The sequence below is a fragment of the Clostridia bacterium genome (assembly GCA_035628995.1).
Classification (GTDB): domain Bacteria; phylum Bacillota; class Clostridia; order Lutisporales; family Lutisporaceae; genus BRH-c25.
The window spans coordinates 349,906-364,152 of record DASPIR010000023.1; the positions used below are offsets into that span (position 1 = coordinate 349,906).

Annotated in this window: 13 protein-coding genes and 1 other annotated feature; all 13 genes read right to left on the reverse strand. The window is 39.5% G+C overall.

All coding sequences use genetic code 11. The features are described from left to right. Nucleotides 1-150 precede the first annotated feature (150 nt). Nucleotides 151-1,464, reverse strand: coding sequence for a methylenetetrahydrofolate--tRNA-(uracil(54)-C(5))-methyltransferase (FADH(2)-oxidizing) TrmFO (trmFO, locus tag VEB00_08570; protein ID HYF83066.1), 1,314 nt, complete (start codon nt 1,462-1,464; stop codon nt 151-153). Beyond that, nucleotides 1,464-3,557: a type I DNA topoisomerase gene (gene topA, locus VEB00_08575; GenBank protein HYF83067.1), complete on the reverse strand. Its 2,094-nt coding sequence runs from the start codon at nt 3,555-3,557 to the stop codon at nt 1,464-1,466. Before topA ends, trmFO begins: the two co-directional genes overlap by 1 nt. 56 nt (nt 3,558-3,613) lie before the next feature. Beyond that, nucleotides 3,614-4,702 (reverse strand): DNA-processing protein DprA, encoded by a 1,089-nt coding sequence (gene dprA, locus VEB00_08580; GenBank protein ID HYF83068.1) that lies wholly within the window; start codon nt 4,700-4,702, stop codon nt 3,614-3,616. Between the two features lie 210 nt (nt 4,703-4,912). After that, the gene (locus tag VEB00_08585; GenBank protein ID HYF83069.1) at nt 4,913-5,350 is read right to left on the reverse strand and encodes a YkvA family protein; all 438 of its coding nucleotides are present in this window, start codon (nt 5,348-5,350) and stop codon (nt 4,913-4,915) included. A 22-nt stretch (nt 5,351-5,372) separates the two neighbouring features. Next, entirely contained in the window at nt 5,373-6,905 is a 1,533-nt protein-coding gene (locus tag VEB00_08590) for a YifB family Mg chelatase-like AAA ATPase (protein ID HYF83070.1), read from the reverse strand. 159 nt (nt 6,906-7,064) lie between these two features. After that, entirely contained in the window at nt 7,065-7,874 is an 810-nt protein-coding gene (locus VEB00_08595; protein ID HYF83071.1) for an RNA methyltransferase, read from the reverse strand. Between the two features lie 3 nt (nt 7,875-7,877). Then, nucleotides 7,878-8,543 carry a TrkA family potassium uptake protein gene (locus tag VEB00_08600; protein ID HYF83072.1) on the reverse strand — a complete coding sequence of 222 codons (666 nt, stop codon included), beginning with the start codon at nt 8,541-8,543 and terminating at the stop codon, nt 7,878-7,880. Nucleotides 8,544-8,559: 16 nt separating this feature from the next. Continuing rightward, nucleotides 8,560-9,930 (reverse strand): TrkH family potassium uptake protein, encoded by a 1,371-nt coding sequence (locus VEB00_08605; GenBank protein ID HYF83073.1) that lies wholly within the window; start codon nt 9,928-9,930, stop codon nt 8,560-8,562. Nucleotides 9,931-10,234: 304 nt separating this feature from the next. Next, nucleotides 10,235-10,594 carry a 50S ribosomal protein L20 gene (gene rplT, locus VEB00_08610; GenBank protein HYF83074.1) on the reverse strand — a complete coding sequence of 120 codons (360 nt, stop codon included), beginning with the start codon at nt 10,592-10,594 and terminating at the stop codon, nt 10,235-10,237. Between the two features lie 21 nt (nt 10,595-10,615). Continuing rightward, entirely contained in the window at nt 10,616-10,813 is a 198-nt protein-coding gene (gene rpmI / locus VEB00_08615; GenBank protein HYF83075.1) for a 50S ribosomal protein L35, read from the reverse strand. Nucleotides 10,814-10,881: 68 nt separating this feature from the next. Beyond that, the gene (gene infC / locus VEB00_08620) at nt 10,882-11,394 is read right to left on the reverse strand and encodes a translation initiation factor IF-3 (GenBank protein HYF83076.1); all 513 of its coding nucleotides are present in this window, start codon (nt 11,392-11,394) and stop codon (nt 10,882-10,884) included. A gap of 14 nt (nt 11,395-11,408) precedes the next feature. Further along, nucleotides 11,409-11,519, reverse strand: a sequence feature (ribosomal protein L20 leader region). A gap of 141 nt (nt 11,520-11,660) precedes the next feature. Next, nucleotides 11,661-13,067 carry a dipeptidase PepV gene (gene pepV, locus VEB00_08625; GenBank protein ID HYF83077.1) on the reverse strand — a complete coding sequence of 469 codons (1,407 nt, stop codon included), beginning with the start codon at nt 13,065-13,067 and terminating at the stop codon, nt 11,661-11,663. A 60-nt stretch (nt 13,068-13,127) separates the two neighbouring features. After that, nucleotides 13,128-14,246 (reverse strand): ABC transporter permease, encoded by a 1,119-nt coding sequence (locus VEB00_08630; protein ID HYF83078.1) that lies wholly within the window; start codon nt 14,244-14,246, stop codon nt 13,128-13,130. Between the last annotated feature and the right edge of the window lies 1 nt (nt 14,247).

A 14,247-nucleotide genomic window follows, 5' to 3' on the forward strand; every position in this document is an offset into this window, starting at 1 on the left:
GCAACTCGCAACCAAATTCTATATATTGCTCAATAATGATTATTTTCTAATTTTTGATGAGTAATTAATTTTCATAAACGTTACAATATTCATAAAAATCAAAAAACTCTTCAAATTTAATATAGCATAAGAGTTTTTATATTTCAACCTTTACAGCCCTGAATCGGTAAACTTTTCTAAATCCTTAAGCGCCCTTTCAGCATAATAGCTGCTCTTTTCCTTCTTATTCTTTATTCTGTGTTCTGGCTGTGGAAATATGCCAAAGTTCACATTCATAGGCTGAAAATTCTTTATCGTCTGATCGGTAATATAGTGGCACAATGCTCCATGAGCTGTGGTTTCAGGAAATATCAACGGCTCCATATTCCTGAATATTCTCGCCATATTTATTCCGGCAATCAAACCTGAGGACGCAGATTCTACATAACCTTCTACCCCTGTCATCTGCCCTGCAAAAAACAGCTTGTTGTTGCCACTGTACTGCAGTGTCGGTCTCATTATCTTTGGTGAATTTATAAAAGTATTCCTGTGCATTACTCCATATCTTACAAACTCTGCGTTCTCCAGCCCTGGTATCATGCTGAACACTCTTTTCTGCTCACCCCATTTAAGATGTGTCTGAAAGCCCACAATGTTATATAATGTACCTTCTTTGTTGTCCTGCCTAAGCTGTATTACAGCATGAGGAAGCTTCTCCGTCCTCGGGTCTATGAGTCCTACCGGCTTCAGTGGCCCGAATAACAGCGTCTGGGGTCCTCTTTTTGCCATTGTCTCTACCGGCATGCAGCCCTCGAAGATAATTTCCTTCTCGAAGCTCTTTATCGGTACAACTTCAGCATTTATCAACTCGTTATAGAATTTTTGGTATTCATCTTCTGTCATAGGGCAGTTGATGTAATCACTGTCGCCCTTGTCATATCTTGATGCCTTAAAGACTTTGCTCTGGTCGATGGACTCATATGCTACAATCGGAGCTGCTGCATCATAAAAATAAAAGTACTCACTATCCATAAGCTTTCTAATGCTTGCCGAAAGCTTATCCGAGGTAAGAGGACCTGTTGCTGCTATAACATATTGATCCTGAGGGATTTCAGTGATTTCTTCCCTTACTATTTCTATGTTGGGATGCTGTGTTATTCTATCAGTTATTTCCTGGGAAAAACCTTCTCTATCAACAGCTAATGCCCCGCCTGCCGGCAATGCCTTATTATCGGCGCATTCCATTATAAGCGAGCCCAGCCTTCTCATCTCTTCTTTCAATAGTCCCACTGCGTTTTCCAATTGGTTGGAACGAAGGGAATTGCTGCAGACCAACTCTCCGAACTTATCAGTATGATGTGCCGGCGTATTGTTCACCGGCCTCATTTCATAAAGTTTAACCCTTATACCCCTGCTTGCAAGCTGCCATGCTGCTTCACTGCCTGCAAGTCCTCCACCTATGACTATTACCTGATCCTTCAATATTAATCACCCTTCTTGTCTTCTGCTCTTTTAAAACCACAGACTGCATTAGTACACTTATGCTCCATACCTTTTTTGTTATACTTCTTTACCATCAGACTGCCGCATTCAGGACATCTTTCTGCTATTGGCTCATCCCAGCTGACAAAGTTGCACTCTGGATATTTATTGCAGCCATAAAACTTTCTGCCCTTTTTGGTTTTTCTAGTAATAAGCTCGCCTGAACACTGAGGACAGCCTATACCGGTACTCTCTACTATTGCTTTAGTATTTCTGCACTGCGGGAACCCCGGGCACGCAAGGAACTTGCCGAACCTGCCCTGCTTATATACCATGTTCCTTCCGCAAAGTTCACATATTACATCGCTGACTTCATCCTGTATCTCAATTTTACCGACTTTCTCTTCTGCACTGCTTAGAGTTATCGCAAAGGGCTGATAGAATTCCCTTATTACCTGCTTCCATTCCTTATCTCCCTCTTCGATTTCATCCAGCTTGTTCTCCATATTGGCAGTGAATTCTACATTCATAATCTCAGAAAAAAACTCTGTGAGAATACCAGTTACCTTCTCACCCAAATCAGTTGGCATAAGGAACTTTTTCTCCCTTACAACATACCCCCTTGCCAATACAGTTGATATAATAGGGGCATATGTACTAGGCCTTCCTATTCCTTTCTCCTCAAGAGCTTTTACCAGCGTAGCCTCTGAATATCTCAAGGGCGGCTCAGTAAAGTGCTGCTTGTGGTCCAGCTTCTTAAGCTTTACCGACTGCCCTTCCACAAGATTAGGAAGAGTTATTTCTTCTTCTTCATCCTTGTCATCGCTGCCTTCTTTATAAATGCTCATAAAGCCCTTAAACTTCATTATGCTTCCATTAGCCCTGAAAATATAGCCCTTAGCTTCAATATCTGCCGTAACAGTATCAAACACAGCAGCCTGCATCTGGCTTGCTACAAATCTTTCCCATATGAGCTTATACAGCTTGTATTGGTCCTTATCAAGAGAATCCTTGACATGTTCAGGCTCTCTGAATACAGAAGAAGGTCTGATTGCTTCATGGGCATCCTGAACTTTCTTACCAGGCTTATTAGGTTTTGTTTCTCCATCAAGATAGTTCTTTCCATATTTATCAGTAATATATTGAGCAGCATCCTTTTTCGCTTCATCAGATATTCTTGTTGAGTCTGTCCTTATATACGTTACAAGACCTAATGTTCCTTCACCTTTTATATCAACACCTTCATAAAGCTGCTGCGCAATCATCATAGTCTTCTTTGTAGTATATCCCAGCTTCCTGTATGCCTCCTGCTGCAAACTACTAGTGATAAACGGACTGGGAGCATTTCTCTTTTTCTCCCCTTTTTTGACTTTCTTGACTGTGTAATTTGCACCCTTCAGCTTGCCTAGTACAGCGTTCATATCACTCTCGCTGGAAATCTCCATTTTTTCATTCTCAGAGCCATAGAACTTGGCATCGAAATTCTTTTTTGAGTCTGGATCGTTAAGCTTTGCAATAAGTGACCAGTATTCCTTTGGCACAAACGCTCTGATTTCATTCTCCCTGTCGCAAATAAGCCTTACTGCAACAGATTGAACCCTTCCTGCACTTAACCCCTTCTTGACCTTTTTCCACAGCAGAGGACTTATCTTATATCCCACAAGCCTGTCTAGCACTCTTCTGGCTTGCTGAGCATCTATAACATTAAAATTCAGCTTTCTGGGATTTTTAATAGCATTGGTAACTGCCGTCTTGGTTATCTCATTAAACTCTATCCTTGAGACATTCTTCATATCCAGATTCAGTATATTGGCAAGATGCCAGGATATAGCCTCACCTTCTCTATCAGGGTCAGTTGCAAGGAAAATTCTATCACATTTTTTTGCTTCTTTACGGAGCTTTTCTGTTATTTCTCCCTTTCCCCTAATAGTAATGTACTTAGGCTGAAAATCCTGATCTACATCAATACCCAACTGGCTTTTAGGCAAATCTCTTATATGCCCCATGGATGCCTCCACTTTATAGCTTGAGCTCAAAAACTTCTTTATAGTTTTTACTTTCGCAGGTGATTCAACAATTACCAAAGATGTTTTCAAATAATTCACCTCATTTTAAAAATTCAAATTTCATTATAACAGAATATAAAAAAAAATCAAATTAAAAGGTAAATCCCACCAATTTGCTGTACAAGCCCTTTTACTTCCAGTTTTGTTAAGGCGCCCATCGCTTTCCCTGGCTGAAGGCCTGTTGCGGCAAGTATTTCCTCCTTGCTTCCGCCCTTTTCTCTCAGAAATGCAAGTATACAATCTTCTTCAATACTTATGTCTAGATTTACATTATTATTAATATTACTTTCTTCCTTGTATATGATTTTAAGATTTAACTCTTCAATAATATCTTCAATTCTGCTAACAAGCTTTGCTCCGTTTTTTATCAAGGTATTTGTGCCTCTGCTGGTCGGTGAGCTTATGTTGCCAGGTACGGCAAATACCTCCCTGCCTTGTTCAAGTGCAAAATCTGCAGTTATCAATGAGCCGCTCTTTTCACCTGCCTCCACAACTATGACCCCAAGTGACATCCCGCTTATTATTCTATTCCTAGCTGGAAATTGAGCGGGAAAAGGTTCTGTGTCAAAGAGATACTCGGATATCAGGGCACCACTTTTTAGTATCTCATTGCTTAAATTGTAATTGGACATAGGGTAAACATACTTAAGTCCACAACCAAATACTGCGATTGTCCTACCTTTTGACATAAGTGCACCTTTGTGGGCAGCTGAATCAATTCCAAGTGCCATGCCGCTTACTATTGTAATACCCAATTCTGCAAGCCTCGAAGCAATTCTTTGAGCGGCCTTCAACCCATAGTCACTTGCTTTTCTTGAGCCGACAATCCCAACTGCAAGTCCATCCTCTTTTATAAGCTCGCCCTTAACATACAATACAGGCGGTGGATCATAAATGTTTTTAAGGTTCTCAGGATATTCATCATCATGTATAGTATAAACTTTTATACCATTTTCTTTCACAATTTTTAAATATTCATCAATGTCTTCAATATTCCTATGCTCTGAAATACTCTTAACCGTCTGTTCTCTTATAAGCCCCGAAGCCATAAGCTCAGAATACGAGCATTGATATACGTTTTCCGCAGAGCCGAAATACCTGATAAGATTCATACTGCTCTTACTCCCAACTCCAGGAACAGAGGAAAGCCATACCCAATATTTTTTCTCTTTCATACAATCCCCTTTTCAATAATGCTTTAATATGCCTGAATAAGCAAGTCTTGGATACAATTTTGTTACATTCTTCATTGAATTGTTACACTATGATAACAACTTTGTAACATTGATTTGATATAATAATATCAGCAAGGATGACAAAGGAAATTAATTCTTCCCCCTCCTATTTATAACCGGTAGCTTTTCACTACCGGTTTTTAATTTGCTTTAATATGGTTTTTTTCTTCTTAACTTTCTTATCCCCAATAGAGCCGAGTAGCCTATGAATTTTACTGAGTTTGAAACCACTTTAACCGTACCTCTCCCTATTGATTTCAAGGTTTCTTTTGTAAGTAATATATCCTCGCTAATATCCTCCATTGTTACTCCTGCTTCATCTAAATACTTGTTCCTGATTTCAACATCAGTTGCATTAAGCACTTTTTTAAGACATCGCAGCATTACGATTATATTGTCCAATTGCCCTGCCACAGGAATTATCCCTGGTATCAGCTCAATAGGAGATAAACTGTAAGCTATTCCCATTGAAAGCAGCACCTTGTGTTTCCTGCGGATATCGCGACTCTTATACAGCTTGAAAAGTAGTTTGCTGTAGCATGGCAGCTTGCCAATTATTGAAAAAATGTCCCGCTCTTCATTGCCCATTTCTTTCTCACTCCATTATCATTTAAAGTGTATACTTTCTGTCCAAACTTCTATGTTGTATTGCCTCAGCAATATGGTCCAGCTTTATATGCTCGCTGCCCTCCAGGTCAGCTATAGTCCTTGCAACCTTTAAAATCCTATTGTACGCTCTGGCGCTTAAATTGAACCTGTCAAAGGCATTCTTTAGAAGTTCCTTCTCCTTTTTTCCAATGGCGCAGTATACAGCCATCTGCTTGGGCTTCAGCTGAGAGTTGGAATAAATGCCTTCATTTTTATATCTTTCAAGCTGCAGCTTCCTAGCTTTGTTTATTCTCTTTTTGATGCTGGCCGAGCTTTCACTATGAGTATTTCCTGATATGTCATTAAAATTTACAGAAGGCACTTCAATATGTAAATCAATCCTATCCATAAGCGGTCCTGAAATTTTGCCCAAGTAATTCTTTATTTGAATCGGGCTGCAGGTACACCTATTGGATTCATCTCCATAAAAGCCGCAGGGGCATGGGTTTATTGAGCTTACAAGAATGAATTTTGCGGGATAGGTTATGGTGCCATTTACCCTTGATATAGTAACGCATTCATCTTCCAATGGCTGCCTGAGAACCTCCAGCACATTCTTGGGAAATTCAGGCATCTCGTCCAAAAACAATACACCGTAGTGGGACAGAGAGACTTCACCGGGATGAGGAACTCTTCCGCCACCAATTAGTGCTGCAGCAGACATTGTATGATGCGGCGCCCTGAAGGGTCTTTTTGTTACAAGGCACAGCTTATCCTTAAGCAAGCCCGCAATACTATAAATCTTGGTTACTTCCAGGCTCTCCTCAAAGGACATTTCCGGCAGTATCGAAGGAAGCCTTCTTGCAAGCATTGTCTTTCCAGAGCCTGGGGGTCCAAGCATAATTAAGTTATGAGCACCTGCCGCTGCAATTTCCAAAGCTCTTTTTGCTATATCCTGTCCCCTGACATCTGCAAAATCATATTCCTCCTCCACAACCCCCTCAAGCAAGGCTTCCAAATCAACCTTATGAGGCGTCATGTTTCTTTTCCCGTTCAAGAATTCCACCATATCTATTATATTTTCCACAGGATATATCTCCATGTCATTAACCAGTGCTGCTTCATCTGCATTATCCCTTGCCAGTACAAGTCTTTTATACCCATTTTGTTTTAGTGACAGGCACATAGGCAGCACTCCCTTTATACCCTTTACAGTACCGTCCAATGATAGCTCTCCCAGAAAGGCATAGCTTTCCAAGTTCTCATTCTCTATGAACATAGAAGCTCTTAGTATTCCAGCGGCTATTGCCAGATCGAATATGGAGCCTTCTTTTCTAATATCTGCCGGAGCAAGGTTTATAGTTATTCTTTTCTGAGGAAATTGAAAATCAGAATTCTTTATTGCTGCTCTTACTCTTTCTCTGGACTCTTTGACCGCAGTATCCGGCAGTCCTACAATGTCAAAACCCGGAAGTCCGTTGGACAAATCAGTTTCTACTTCAATAACGTGTCCTTGAATTCCGTATAAAGCGCAGGTATTAGTTTTATAAATCATCATACCACTCCATATATATATTACTTTCTCTTAAATATTTCTATAAATACTAAATTTTTCCTTCTTTTTCATAAATAGTTTTAAAATTATAAACTCCAGATTACATATATATACTAAAATAGTATTGTATATATATTGATAAAAAAAGAGACATGCAACTTATTTTGCATATCTCTTCCTAATTGAAAACTCATACATTAAAATTGATGCAGCTATTCCTGCATTAAGTGATTCTGCCCTTCCCGGCATTGGTATCTTTATATTTTTATCTAGAAGCTCTATAATCTCGCGTCCTATTCCCTGTGATTCATTTCCTATAATAATCGCTGATCTTTTATAGCGGGGCAGGTCTATACAGCTTTCACTGCTGTGAGGATCTGCGCCTATTGTCATTACGCTGCTGTCTTTCAGTTTCAGTATTGCTTCTGTCGTGTCCAGGTTCTGAATAACCGGTATGTGAAACAAAGAACCCATAGTTGCTCTTATAGTTTTTCCATTATATAAATCAACACTCCCATTTGACAGCAGTACAGCATCTATTCCGCAGGCATCCGCTGTCCTGATTATCGTGCCTGCATTCCCCGGATCCCTGACTTCATCCAGCAGCACTATGCAAAGTTCATCTTTTTTTAGAATACTATCAAGGTTGAATTCCATTTTATCAACGATAGCAATTACACCTTGCGGCGTCTCAGTTTCCCCGACTTCCTTGAATACCCTCTCATCTGAGTAATACAACGGAATATTGCTGCTCTTAAGAGCAGCCTCAAGTTCTCCATACCTTTCACTTTCAGCAAAGCTTTCACTGAAAAGCACCATTGAAATGGATGCCTTATAATCCAAAGCTTCTTTTAGAAGCTTTTCACCCTCAATTATGAACTTTCCATACTCATCTCTGTACTTTTTTAACTGCAGTGCTTTTATATACTTTATTGTCTTATTCGTATTGCTTTGTATTATTTCTTTCATGCTTTACCCCAATTCTGTTTTCCTCTCCAGCTTTTGCAAATCATCGTTGTCGCCTATGACAATAAGTATATCTCCTTCCTTGATTTCATTGTCTGCCTTAGGAGATACATTTATTTTGTCATCATTCATATTCCTTATAGCCACTACTGTAACTCCATATTTTGCTCTTAAATTAAGATCCCTAAGATCTTTCCCCACCCAGCTATGCAGCACGGCAAATTCAATAATGCTGTGTTCTGGTGACAGTTCTATATACTCAAGTATGTTCGTTGCAATAAGGTTGTGCGCTACGCGTTCACCCATATCCCTTTCAGGAAATACTACTCTGTCTGCCCCAATTCTCAAAAGCACTTTAGCATGCAGTTCATCCTTTGCTTTTGCTACAACGTATCGCACCCCAAGCTCTTTTAGCATCAAAGTGATTATTATACTGGATTGAATGTCAGAGCTTATGGACACAACTCCTACATCAAAATTTCTTACTCCTAATGATCGCAATACACTCTCATCCGCCGCATCGGCTGTTACTGCATGAGTCACCTTGTCGGATATTTTTTGGATTGCTTCCTCATCTGTGTCTATTGCAAGCACATCTTGCCCTAACCCATACAACCTCTCGGCCACAGCCTTCCCAAATCGTCCTATGCCAATTATTACAAATTGTTTCATAATAATCCCCTTTCACCTATCCCACTATTATCCTATCCTCAGGATACTTAAGATTACCTTTGTTCCCGCTTGCCCTATGAGCAAAAGCAAGAACCAGAGACAATGGGCCTACCCTGCCAGCAAACATTGTAATACTAATGATTAGTTTTCCTATCATGCTCAAGTGTGGCGAATAATTCAACGTTAATCCTACTGTACCGAAGGCGGAGGTTGTTTCAAAAAATAGAGTCAAAAAATCCGCATTTTCAGTAAGCGAAAGTACCATAGTAACAAAAACCACAAGGCCAAGACTTATTGCTGCCACCGCCATGGCTCTATAAACCAGATAGTTAGATATACGCCTTTCAAATATCTCCGGTTCCTCTCTGCCTTTTACTACCGCAATTACCGTAAGTATAAGAATTGCTGCAGTGGCTGTCTTGATACCGCCGGCTGTGGAACCCGGTGATCCTCCTATGAACATCAATATTATGGTCATAAATTTAGTAGGCGTTGTAAGAGCTGTCATATCCAATGTATTGTAGCCTGCGGTTCTCGGAGATACTGAATGAAAAAATGATGCAAGCACCTTACCTGAAAAAGGCAGATTCTTTAAAGTACCAGGATTATTGAATTCCACCGCAAATATAAATACTGCTCCAAACAATATCAGAAATATCGTAGTAACCAGAACTACCTTGCTGTGAAGAGCGATATTCTTAAAACTCCTGTCTCTAAATATTTGATAAATATCAATCCACACCGAGAAGCCAAGGCCACCAATAATAATAAGCAACATAGTGTTTATATTAATTATAAAGTTGTTTACATAAGGTGTGAAGCTTCTGAATTCTCCTATTAAATCAAAGCCTGCGTTGCAAAAACTGGTTATTGCATGGAACACTCCGAATGCGATCCCCTTCTTAAGACCATAATCAGGTACGAAAACAAAGGAAAATAATATTGCACCTATCAATTCTATTGTAAAGGTGGCAATAATAATGTTCTTTGTTAATCTTACAAGACCTTCCAAATCAAACTGATTGAGGGATTCCTGTATTAATAACCTTTCTCTTAGTGTGATTTTCCTTCCAAGCAAAAGCGCAAACATGGTTGACATCGTCATTATTCCAAGCCCACCAATTTGAATAAGAGATACTATTATAACTTGCCCGAAAACAGTCCAATGGGTTCCGGTATCTACTACTATCAGACCTGTAACACATACCGAAGAGGTTGCTGTAAATAATGCATTTACAAAACCAACGGGCAGATTATCTCTTGATGCTATTGGCAGGTTTAGAAGAAACGCTCCAAAAAATATAAGAGTAGCAAAGCTTGTAACAACTAGCTGTGTCGGAGTGATTTTAAGCCTTTTTTTAAAGACACTGAATGCAATTATGTTGATCACCTCATTAAGTTAATAGCAATATATACTGTTAAATATTAACTACACTATTATATCATCGCCCTGCATATATTAAAAATCGTTAAAACAATCACCATTACCAAGGCTCATCACTATTAGACTGCTACGTGAATCTATCAGCAATTGCTGCTCGTTTGCCCTATTTATCTCATTTAATCCTCGATTTGCATATAATTATTTCATATATTAAATGGATTTACTTTTAATTTTCACATAAAAGCTTTAATTTATCAAAGAAAAACAAAAAAGACCTTATCGGTCTTTTTAAATGCATAATCTTAAATTAAGCGTTGAGTTTTCCTTTTGCTGCATCAACAAGCTTTGCAAATGCTGCTGCATCGTTAATAGCAAGCTCTGAGAGCATCTTCCTGTTGATTTCTATGCCTGAAAGCTTAAGTCCATTTATAAGTTTGCTGTATGAAATGCCGTTGATTCTTGCTGCTGCATTTATTCTGGCAATCCAAAGCTTTCTGTAATCTCTCTTTTTAAGCTTTCTTCCGATATATGCAAATCTTAAAGCCCTTATAACTGTTTCATTAGCTATTCTATACTTTTTGCTTCTGGCTCCTACATAACCTTTAGCCAGCTTCAATATCTTTCTACGTTTTTTATGTGCGTTAACCGCTCTTTTTACTCTTGCCATCTTCTGCTGCCTCCCTGTCTATTATTTGTATGGAACTAATTTTCTTATCATTTTTGCTTCTGTAGCACTTGCGTATGCGCCTTTTCTAAGCTTTCTAGTACGCTTTGTGCTCTTCTTTGTAAGAATATGTGACTTATATGCACATGCTCTCTTTACTTTACCTGATTTAGTAAAGCTGAATCTTTTTGCTGACGCTCTGTGGGTCTTCTGTTTAGGCATTTGAAATCCTCTCCTTCTGTACTATTCATATTTTGAATTATTGAAGCATTCACATTCCGGTATCAGACTTACTGCTTCGGTGCCAAAACCATAGTCATGTTCTTACCTTCCAGTTTAGCAGGCTTTTCAACTACGCAGTCGTCTTTCACAATATCATAAAATCTTCCTAAAGCCTTTTCACCAAAGGTAACATGATCCACTTCCCTACCTCTGAATCTGATTGTAACCTTAACCTTGTCACCTTCCTGCAGGAACTTTTGAGCATTTTTTGCTTTGAAATTCAAGTCATGATCTTCTATTTTAGGCGAGAAACGAATTTCCTTGATGTTAATAACTTTCTGATTTTTCCTGGCTTCCTTCTCTTTTTTACTCTGCTCGAACTTAAATTTTCCGTAATCCATAACCCTGCATACTGGTGGTTTTGCCTGTGGTGCAATTTTGACAAGGTCAAGCTGCCTTTCTGTCGCAAGCTCTAAAGCCTGTTTTGAAGACATAATTCCAAGCTGATCTCCATTGGCATCTATGACTCTTAGCTCCCTATCCCTGATTTCCTCATTAATCTGTAAGTCTTTGTTACTTATAACCTTTCACCTCCATTAAATATCAAAAGCAGGTAGAAATATCCACCTGCCCATAAAAACATGCTTTTGGACTTAACCTTACTGACTGTGTCGTAAGGTGAGAAGTGGAACTCCTTCTTAAACCTTTGAAAAGCTTAAAACAATATATTAAGTTGTTGTTGTCTGTTGACTTATACATAATAACACTATGTTTATTTAGTGTCAAGGATTTTTTGGTTGCGCGTTTCGCGTTACGCGTAACTCGCAACCGGACCCTATAGGAATACCTACTTGACAAGCTCATATATCGCTTCGGCATATATCTTAGTGCTCTTGATCAAATCCTCGACGTCTATGAACTCATCCTTCTGATGCGCGGTTTCTTCCTTCCCCGGGAATAAAGGGCCGAAGGCTACTGCATTTTTTATAGCTCTGGCATAAGTGCCTCCGCCTATAGATATAAGCTCTGGCTTTTGCCCTGTCACATCCTCGTATACCTTTTGCAGAATCTTTATCATAAAGTTGTCTGCAGGTACATAAAGTGGATCCTTTTCATCGCCCTCTATTAGTCTGATGCCAGAAGAAATTTTATTCTTGATTATATCATATACATCGTTCCTAGTCCTGGTTACAGGATACCTGATGTTTATTCCTACGCTGCCCTTCTCTTCCGTCATATCTATTGTCCCCAGATTGAAAACCAGCTTTCCTGAAACTTCATCACTCATTGCAACTCCGAAGGATGTGCCGTCCACTTCCATTCCTATATGCTCATTAAGAAAATTGATGTAAGCAGTCTGTTCTGATACGCAAAGAGGAAGTTTGCAGATGCATGAAATAAGCTGCGAAATTGCATTTGTTCCCTTGCCTGGGGTACTCCCATGGGCAGAAAGACCGAAGGATTTGAGAATGCATTTGTCGTTGTCTACTATTAGTTCAAGTTTTGCATTCACTTTATCCTTCATATATTCTACTGTCTTTTGGATTCTTTCAGTAAAATCCTTCTTCATTTCCAGTTCGCACTCACAGTAATCGGGAACCATGTTGACCTTGTTGCCTCCATGCATGCGTTTTATTCTTAAACCGTCGCAGCAGGTCTCGTTATTTTCCTCAAACTCTTTTTCCAGGTTGAATATTAGTATTCCCATTTCGCTGTTGATTATCGGAAAATCAGCATCTGGTGAAAAACCGCACATAGGCATGGAAGCATGCTTAAAATAGTGCTTCATGCAAGCCCATCTGCCGCTCTCTTCATCACAGCCAACAATAATCCTTACTCTTCTGTTGAATTTCATTCCCGAATCCATTACTGCCTTCAATCCATATATTGCAGCCACAGCAGGGCCTTTATCGTCAATGGTGCCCCTGCCGAATATTTTATCGTCGACTATTTCAGCTGCATATGGATCATGGGACCATCCGGAACCCTCAGGAACAACATCAACATGGACAAGTATCCCTACTATGTCATCACCGTCGCCATATTCGGCATGTCCTGCAAAGCCATCAAAACTTTCGGTTCTGAAACCCAGATCTTTGCATATTTCAAGTGTTCTATCAAGGCATTTTCTTACCTCTGCCCCGAAAGGAGCACCAGACTCCGGCTTTGTTTCAACACTTTTTATTTTGACAAGCTCTTGAGTGGTTTTTATTATGTCACTCTGCATGGACTCAACAATTTTATCAAATCTCATTAAGTACATCCCTCTCAGCTTTATGTTTGATTTTTAATATATAGTCTTATAACACTCTCATCATCCATGATTGCTCATGGTCAAACGTTCACGCTCTTTATCCCTGTTCCTGTTCCATGCATGCAATACCAGTGAAGCAGCAACAACTGTATATGAAATAAAGGTTCTGGAGTACTCACCTATAACAGCTGAGCCCAAAATGTTGTTTGCTGCCAGAGGCATAACTATAAACATTAGATGGAAAAGCGCAGTACCAATAAAAACATTAGGAATACTAGCTTTGTTTACTGTTGCACCTCCGACAAGAAGAGCAGCAGCAGCATAGAGTGCCAATGAGTCAGTTCCGGCATAAGTACTCAATGTACCAATATTCTGTATGGAAATCAACTGTCCAAAGCCGGCCAAAGTCGTTGACACTATCATTGCAATTATACGCGTTTTATCTACATTTATACCTGCAGTTGCCGATACTCCCATATCCTGTCCGATAGCTCTCATTTCTTGTCCCATCTTGGTTTTTCTGAACCATACCGTTAAACCACAAAGTACTCCTATAATTACAAATGAGAATAAGGGAAAATGAACCCCACCTATGCTTATAGGCACCCCTAATAGCTTGTCAAAGAACATATCAAACGCTCCCTTTGTCTGAGTAAGCTGAATGGCATTTCTTACTCCAAAGCCTTTTGACAGAAGAAGCAGGTTGTTAGGATCATGTATAGGAATTATACTGCCCATACATATTATTACTACGAACTGATATATACCAGTCATAAAAAATCCCAGTACAAAGGAAGTAATCATTTCACGTCCTTTTGCCCTGTTAAGTATTGCACCTGCTAAAGATCCCAGTAGAATACTAATCGGAGCTGATAGCGCCATAGCAAGGAACATACCGGCTACGCCCGGAACCTGCCAGCTCGTTACCAGTATCAATGCAATCTGACCAGAAAATGCGCCCAATGCGAGTCCGAAGTTTATACCCATACCTGCCATTACGGGAAGCAACAGCGCCAATACTAGAAATGAGTCTCTACCAAGACGTGTTACTACTTCTTGTACAAGGTGTTGTCCTGAATACTGTGAATATGGTATAGCAATTCCACTTATTAATAGAAATAGTATAATTACTATATTCTTAGCTAAAAAATCACGAATAATCGTTTTGTTCTTTGCCATT